The organism is Vibrio sp. CAU 1672 (assembly GCF_029223195.1).
In the GTDB taxonomy this organism is placed as follows: Bacteria; Pseudomonadota; Gammaproteobacteria; order Enterobacterales; family Vibrionaceae; genus Vibrio.
Genome location: NZ_JARHUF010000018.1, coordinates 74,519 through 81,248 on the forward strand (window position 1 = coordinate 74,519; position 6,730 = coordinate 81,248).

The 6,730-nt window shown below is 47.4% G+C and carries 9 protein-coding genes; 6 read left to right on the forward strand and 3 right to left on the reverse strand.

What is annotated here, in order from left to right:
* Positions 1–2 precede the first annotated feature (2 nt).
* Both P2G85_RS15680 and P2G85_RS15685 read left to right on the forward strand, forming a co-directional pair.
* Complete coding sequence (locus P2G85_RS15680; RefSeq protein ID WP_275865000.1) at positions 3–482, forward strand: DUF494 family protein; 480 nt, start codon at positions 3–5, stop codon at positions 480–482.
* Between the two features lie 21 nt (positions 483–503).
* Positions 504–1,073: a topoisomerase DNA-binding C4 zinc finger domain-containing protein gene (locus P2G85_RS15685; protein ID WP_275865001.1), complete on the forward strand. Its 570-nt coding sequence runs from the start codon at positions 504–506 to the stop codon at positions 1,071–1,073.
* 65 nt (positions 1,074–1,138) lie between these two features.
* Here the strand turns inward: P2G85_RS15685 and P2G85_RS15690 are convergent, their stop codons facing one another.
* Both P2G85_RS15690 and purE read right to left on the reverse strand, forming a co-directional pair.
* Complete coding sequence (locus tag P2G85_RS15690; RefSeq protein WP_275865002.1) at positions 1,139–2,272, reverse strand: 5-(carboxyamino)imidazole ribonucleotide synthase; 1,134 nt, start codon at positions 2,270–2,272, stop codon at positions 1,139–1,141.
* A gap of 4 nt (positions 2,273–2,276) precedes the next feature.
* A complete protein-coding gene (purE, locus tag P2G85_RS15695; protein WP_275865003.1) occupies positions 2,277–2,762 on the reverse strand; it encodes a 5-(carboxyamino)imidazole ribonucleotide mutase in 486 nt (161 codons plus the stop codon).
* A 200-nt stretch (positions 2,763–2,962) separates the two neighbouring features.
* Here purE and P2G85_RS15700 point away from each other — a divergent pair, with 200 nt between their 5' ends.
* From P2G85_RS15700 to P2G85_RS15715, 4 genes are all read left to right on the forward strand, one after another.
* Entirely contained in the window at positions 2,963–3,520 is a 558-nt protein-coding gene (locus P2G85_RS15700; protein ID WP_275865004.1) for an L-threonylcarbamoyladenylate synthase, read from the forward strand.
* A gap of 34 nt (positions 3,521–3,554) precedes the next feature.
* Complete coding sequence (gene hemF / locus P2G85_RS15705) at positions 3,555–4,472, forward strand: oxygen-dependent coproporphyrinogen oxidase (RefSeq protein ID WP_275865005.1); 918 nt, start codon at positions 3,555–3,557, stop codon at positions 4,470–4,472.
* Between the two features lie 101 nt (positions 4,473–4,573).
* The gene (gene aroE, locus P2G85_RS15710; protein ID WP_275865006.1) at positions 4,574–5,407 is read left to right on the forward strand and encodes a shikimate dehydrogenase; all 834 of its coding nucleotides are present in this window, start codon (positions 4,574–4,576) and stop codon (positions 5,405–5,407) included.
* A 3-nt stretch (positions 5,408–5,410) separates the two neighbouring features.
* Positions 5,411–5,674, forward strand: coding sequence for a DUF1488 domain-containing protein (locus P2G85_RS15715; protein WP_275865007.1), 264 nt, complete (start codon positions 5,411–5,413; stop codon positions 5,672–5,674).
* On the opposite strand, the gene P2G85_RS15720 is transcribed toward P2G85_RS15715, so the two are convergent.
* Positions 5,675–6,223, reverse strand: coding sequence for a gamma carbonic anhydrase family protein (locus tag P2G85_RS15720; protein WP_275865008.1), 549 nt, complete (start codon positions 6,221–6,223; stop codon positions 5,675–5,677).
* Positions 6,224–6,730 lie beyond the last annotated feature (507 nt).

The following is a 6,730-nucleotide window of genomic DNA, read 5'->3' on the forward strand; positions in this document are numbered from 1 at the left end:
CTATGATGATGGATATACTGATGTATCTATTCGAAACCTACATCCATAGCGATGCAGAGTTACAAGTTGATCAAGACGAGCTGGAAGATGAGTTGTTGCGTGCCGGTTTCCAGCAAAATGATATCTATAAAGCCCTTGTCTGGTTAGAGGATTTGGCGGCCTTACAGCAGAGTGACACCCATTCTGCCATTTCATCGTGCAGTGTTGCTTCATCGACTCGCGTTTATACGGATCAGGAAATTCAGCGTTTGGATCTGGAATGTCGTGGCTTTTTGATGTTTCTTGAGCAGGTGAATGTGCTGACTACTGAAACGCGAGAGATGGTGATTGATCGTGTGATGGGGCTGGAAACCAGCGAGTTTGAACTGGAGGATCTGAAATGGATAATCCTGATGGTGTTGTTTAATGTGCCGGGCAATGAAAATGCATATACGCTGATGGAAGAGCTGCTGTATACCAAGGAAATGGGAATTCTTCATTAAGTCTTACGCGAATCGGTCAGTATGAGTAGTAAAATTGATCACAGCCTTTTTTCGGCTCACGAACATGCACTTGAGCATGAGCCTTGCCCACAGTGCGGCGGGGCTCTCATACTCAAGCGTGGCAAACATGGGTCATTTCTGGGCTGTAACCAGTACCCGGCCTGTGATTTCATCAAACCGCTACGCAGTAACGATGGGCACATCGTGAAAGAGCTTGGTGTACCTTGCCCTGCTTGCGGAAATGAGTTGGTATTGCGCCAGGGACGCTACGGTATGTTTGTTGGGTGCAGCAACTACCCGGTTTGTCATCATATTGAGTCGCTCAATCAATCAGAGCCAGAACAGCAACCGAAAGAGTCACATGCTTGCCCGGAGTGTGGTAAGGGACACTTGGTGGAACGTAAAACGCGTTTTGGTAAAACCTTCTACGCCTGCGACAACTACCCTAAGTGCAAGTTTGCGGTTAACCTGCCGCCAGTCAAAGGGCGTTGTGAAGTATGTGGCTTTACCTTGCTGGTCGAGAAGAAACTGGCCAGTGGCGTGAAGCTGCAATGCGCAAACCGTAAGTGTCAGCACACTCAGGCGCAATAAACGTAAGTACACAATAAAAAGGGTCGCACACAGCGACCCTTTTGCTATTCATTAACGGCGCATTTTTACACTTGCCACTGTTTGGCAAATTCATGCACTGCAGGGAAGGTTTCTTCATCCAGAACGTCTGCCAGGGCACACAGTTTACGAGTCAGTTCCCCGGAATAATCACCACACAGGTTAATATGACCCATCTTACGACCGGCACGCTTTTCTTTACCGTACCAGTGAATATGGCAACCCTCCATCGCCAGTAACGCTTCAGGCAGCGTATCTTCACCTAAGATGTTAATCATTGAGGTTGCACGCACCAGTTTCGTGCTGCCTAGTGGCATGCCACATACCGCGCGTAAGTGATTTTCGAACTGACAGGTTTCAGCGCCTTGTTGGGTCCAGTGACCGGAATTGTGTACCCGTGGAGCGATTTCATTGACCAGTAAAGTACCATCAACATCGAAGAATTCCAGCGCAAGTACACCGACGTAGTTCAGGCTATCAGCTACCGCAGTGAACATCTGCTTTGCTTGCTCTTGTAACTCAGGCGCATCAATCGCAGTCGAAAGGCTCAACACACCATTGGTATGGACGTTTTCTGCCAGTGGATAAACCTCAACACTGCCATCTTTGCCACGTACACCAACCAGTGAGACTTCGCGGTTAAAAGGAACAAATTCCTCTGCCACGATTGCCTGAGTTGCTGTCGCTGCGATGCACTCTGCCATTTCTGCCCAGATAGCGTCGATTTGAGAAGTCTCTTTTAAGCGCCATTGACCTTTGCCATCGTAACCGCCAAGCGCGCTTTTCAGCACCATTGGCATGCCAATGTATTCAATTGCCTGGTCAAATTCATCACGCGTTTTAATCACATAGTATTTCGCGTTACGCACGCCTGCGTTGTCAAGCAGCGCTTTTTCAAGCCGGCGATCACCGCCAGCCTTGATGGCTTGTGTGCTTGGCAGGAACTTACCGCTTGCTTCGCATACGTCGAGTACTTCGTGAGGAATATGTTCGAATTCAGCCGTGACCACATCCACTTGTTCAATCGCGTTATCTAAACCGTGCCCCAGAACATGCTGAGTTAAAGGGTGAACGATATTACCGCTACCAACATCGTAGGCAGAGATTTGAATATTCAGTGGCGCACCAGCCAGAGACATCATTCGAGCCAGCTGACCCGCACCAAGAACCAGTACATGCATCTGATTAGTCCTCAGCAGGGTTTGGGTTCGCCAATACCGTTTCTGTCTGTTCGCTGCGGAACGCTTCGACTTTCGCCATGATTGCTTCATCATGAGTACCAAGGATTTGTGCGGCTAGAATGCCCGCGTTTGCTGCGCCTGCTTCGCCAATCGCTAGCGTACCTACAGCAATACCTTTGGGCATTTGCACAATAGACAGTAGCGAGTCCATCCCTTTTAGGGCGCGAGACTGAACTGGAACCCCGAGTACTGGTACGCTAGTAAATGCGGCAGCCATGCCTGGTAGGTGAGCGGCGCCACCGGCACCGGCGATGATCACTTTGATACCACGCTCTTTTGCGCTGCTTGCGTAATCAGCCAACAATTGAGGAGTACGGTGAGCTGACACCACCTTTGTTTCGTAAGGCACGCCAAATAGATCCAGCATGTCTGCTGCTAGTTTCATGGTTGGCCAATCTGATTTAGAACCCATGATGATACCGACTTTCATCTCAAACTCCTTCAAGCTGCAAAATTAGGTGAGCTGATAAATTTGTGCGCATTATACGGGGATTTTTACCCCAAGCAAACGTTTGCGTGCGTTTGCGAATGGTATTGATACATTTTATAAACAAATTGCTTTAGTCTCTGAGAATGAATGTTTGTACACTTAGTACCAACACAACAGATAAGACTATCAGGAAGTGATCGGTGGATAACTTTGAACAGGTGCTTGAAGCACTACAAAAAGGAGAAGTAATTGCCTATCCAACAGAGGGGGTATTTGGTGTCGGCTGTGATCCAGATAATCCTGAGGCGATTCAAAAGTTGCTGGAGCTAAAACAGCGCCCGGTAGAGAAGGGGCTGATCCTTATTGCGGCAAACTACGAGCAGCTTCTGCCTTATATCGATGAATCTCAACTGACCCAAGCACAGTTAGACAAAGTTCATGCGACGTGGCCAGGCCCATACACTTGGATCATGCCTGCCAGTGACAAAGTCTCAAGCTGGGTTTCGGGTCAGTTTGATTCGATTGCTGTCCGTGTGACGGATCATCCTTTGGTACAAAAGATGTGTAATGCGTTTGGAAAGCCGCTAACCTCTACCAGCGCGAATCTTTCTGGCTTACCTCCGTGTATGACAACGGAAGAGGTCGAATCGCAACTGGGTGATAAACTGGTGGCGATCTTACGTGGTGAAACCAGCGGCCGTGACAAACCAAGTGAAATTCGTGATGCAAAAACCTCGCAAATATTAAGACAGGGCTAACCCTGCTAGTCAGCAATCAACAGGTAATACATCTATGTCAGCAATCGATAAGCATGCCGTAAAGCAGTTTCTGATGTCGCTTCAGGACTCCATTTGTCAGCAGTTAGAACAACAAGATGGAAAGGCCGTCTTTGTCGAAGATGCATGGCAGCGTGAAAAGGGTGAACGCCTGGGGGGCGGTGGTCGCACGCGTGTACTGCGTGACGGGCATATCTTCGAGCAAGGTGGGGTGAACTTCTCTCATGTGGAAGGCAATGAGATGCCTGCCTCGGCAACAGCGCATCGGCCGGAGTTGGCTGGTCGCCGTTTTGAGGCGATGGGTGTCTCTTTGGTGATCCATCCTAACAACCCGTATGTGCCAACTTCGCATGCCAACGTGCGTTTCTTTATTGCCGAGAAAGAGGGTGAAGATCCAATTTGGTGGTTTGGTGGTGGTTTCGATTTAACGCCATTCTATCCCTTCGAAGAAGATTGCCAGTATTGGCATGATACAGCCAAAGCAATCTGTGCCCCATTTGGTGATGATGTGTATGCTGAGCACAAAGCGTGGTGTGATAAATACTTCTTCCTGCCACACCGGAATGAAACCCGTGGTATCGGCGGTCTGTTCTTTGATGACCTAAACCAGTGGGAGTTCGATAAGTGTTTCAACTACATTAAAGCGGTTGGTGAAGGTTACTGCCAAGCGTACCTGCCAATTGTTTCTCGGCGTCAAGACATCGAATATGGTGAGCGCGAGCGGGAGTTTCAGCTTTACCGCCGTGGCCGCTACGTTGAGTTCAATCTGGTCTATGACCGGGGTACGCTGTTTGGTCTGCAAAGTGGCGGCCGTACCGAGTCTATTTTGATGTCAATGCCGCCGTTGGCACGTTGGGAATACGGCTATAAGCCACAAGCGGGCTCGCCGGAAGCCGAGCTTTATGAACGTTACTTAAAGCCGCGTGAGTGGTAGGCTCGGAATCTCCTTTTCTCTTCGGATAGATAGTGATAGGGTCATCTCTAATCAGATGGCTCTGTTTTCTCTATATTTAGGTAAGGAATAAAGGTAAGGAAATGACTCAGCAAATAGATCGTTATGCCGTGTTTGGTAATCCTATCGGACACAGCAAGTCACCATTTATCCACACCCTGTTTGCCCGCCAAACCAATCAATCCCTGGTGTATACCGCAGAAACTGCCCCTGTTGACGGTTTTATTGACGCTGCGCAGGAGTTTTTCGCTGAAGGCGGTAAAGGATGTAATGTGACCTTGCCTTTCAAAGAAGACGCGTACAAGTTTGCTAGTCGCCTGACTGAACGGGCACAACTCGCTGGTGCAGTTAACACACTTAAGAAGCTGGATGACGGTCAAATCATCGGTGATAACACTGACGGTGCGGGTCTGGTACAAGACCTACTTCAGCATCAAGTCGTATTGGAAGGTGCGCGAATTCTGATCATCGGCGCTGGTGGTGCTGCTCGTGGTGTGATTAAACCGCTCCTTGACCAGAAGCCGACTTCTTTAACCATTACCAACCGCACCTTTAGTAAAGCACAACGACTAGCAGAACTGTTTGCACCATATGGGCCAGTGACAGCAAAAGAGATGGATACGATTGATGAAGAGTATGCTGTGATCATCAACTCAACTTCGGCTTCTTTAAGTGGTGAGCTGCCTGCTATCTCTTCCTCTATATTTGCAGCCAATAGCACCAGCTATGACATGATGTATGGCAAGGGCTTGACCAGCTTCAACCAATGGGCAAAAGAACATGGTGCGGCTCATGCGTATGATGGTCTTGGGATGTTGGTCGGACAGGCGGCTGAAAGCTTTATGTTATGGCGTGGCTTGCGTCCTGGCGCAAAACAAATTCTAAGAGAATTAAGAAAGAACCTTGAAGGTCAATAAGCGATGAATCAATCCATCTTATTCCCAGACATACAGTCATGGGATGAAGCATCACAATCGGTAAGCTTTCCTGCGCAGCAATCGGGCGCATTGATTGAGTGCTATGTGACAAAGCACAAATTAGCGAAAATAAGCGGTTCAATCATTGAAACTGAGCAGCAGGCGCTTAGTGCATTTGGTGATTGCCGATTTGATCTTGAGGAAATAGCAGAAGAACTAATCGAAGATGAAGCCTTCAACCAGGAAGGCCACATTATTATTGAGTAATTAGCGAATCACTTTGACGTCATGCAAGTAGTCATTTTTGTTCTGCACATAGTTATCAGAAGACTTTTGCAAGAAAGCTCGTTCTTTGTCAGACAGAGGGCGAGCTTGTTTTACCGGGCTACCGACATAGAGATAACCACTCTCTAATGTTTTACCCGGAGGCACCAGACTACCCGCACCAATCATCACATCTGACTGGATCACAGCGCCATCTAATACAATTGTACCCATACCAACTAACACGCGATCATAAATTTTACAGCCGTGCAGCATCACTTTGTGCCCAACAGTGACGTCATTTCCAATGAGCAGTGGGTAGCCATTCGGGTTTTCGAGGTTCTTATGGGTAACGTGTAAAACGCTGCCATCTTGGATGTTAGTGCGCTCACCAATGTGTATATGGTTTACGTCACCTCGTGCAGCAACTAATGGCCAAACACTCGAATCGTCGCCAATACGGATATCACCGACTAAAACAGAACTTGAATCGACGTATACACGTTCACCTAGTTGAGGGCGTATGCCTTTATAACTTCGAATAGAACTCATCTTTTCTCCTTAGTTAAGGGCTATTACAGGTGATATCTGGTTAGAAGAATAGCAAAAACTCACTCTTTAGAGCAAAAAACACTCAAACGATAAGAAAATCAAAAAAAACACGAAAAAGGGCTTGCCAATGTGATCGCAATCTCTATAATGCCACCTCGCTGACACGGCAACGCTTCGAAAGAAACGCGGTTGAGTTAGCAAGTCAGTTTAGCCAAGCGGAAACGCTTGAAAGAAAGTTTGAAAAAAGTGATTGACACTAAACTTTAACTCGCTAAAATGGCCGTCCACTTGAGCGAAGCTCAGATGGAAAGCTCTTTAACAATATAGACCTATCAATCTGTGTGGGCACTCGTTGATGATAATCCAATTCGATACTTCGGTATCAAATTAGGTTTCAATGAACTGAGTGACCAATCAAGTCTTCGGACTTGGCACAGTCAATTCATTATCGTTCTGTTGGAACGATAATAGCTTTAAAATTACATTAGTAGTTTTGAAGTCAGTATT

What these genes read in the sequence shown, in the direction of transcription:
- P2G85_RS15680 (WP_275865000.1), top strand. Translation starts at nt 3, where the DNA reads ATGATGATGGATATACTGATGTATCTATTCGAAACCTACATCCATAGC.
- P2G85_RS15685 (WP_275865001.1), top strand. Translation starts at nt 504, where the DNA reads ATGAGTAGTAAAATTGATCACAGCCTTTTTTCGGCTCACGAACATGCA.
- P2G85_RS15690 (WP_275865002.1), bottom strand. Translation starts at nt 2,272, where the DNA reads ATGCATGTACTGGTTCTTGGTGCGGGTCAGCTGGCTCGAATGATGTCT.
- purE (WP_275865003.1), bottom strand. Translation starts at nt 2,762, where the DNA reads ATGAAAGTCGGTATCATCATGGGTTCTAAATCAGATTGGCCAACCATG.
- hemF (WP_275865005.1), top strand. Translation starts at nt 3,555, where the DNA reads ATGTCAGCAATCGATAAGCATGCCGTAAAGCAGTTTCTGATGTCGCTT.
- aroE (WP_275865006.1), top strand. Translation starts at nt 4,574, where the DNA reads ATGACTCAGCAAATAGATCGTTATGCCGTGTTTGGTAATCCTATCGGA.
- P2G85_RS15715 (WP_275865007.1), top strand. Translation starts at nt 5,411, where the DNA reads ATGAATCAATCCATCTTATTCCCAGACATACAGTCATGGGATGAAGCA.
- P2G85_RS15720 (WP_275865008.1), bottom strand. Translation starts at nt 6,223, where the DNA reads ATGAGTTCTATTCGAAGTTATAAAGGCATACGCCCTCAACTAGGTGAA.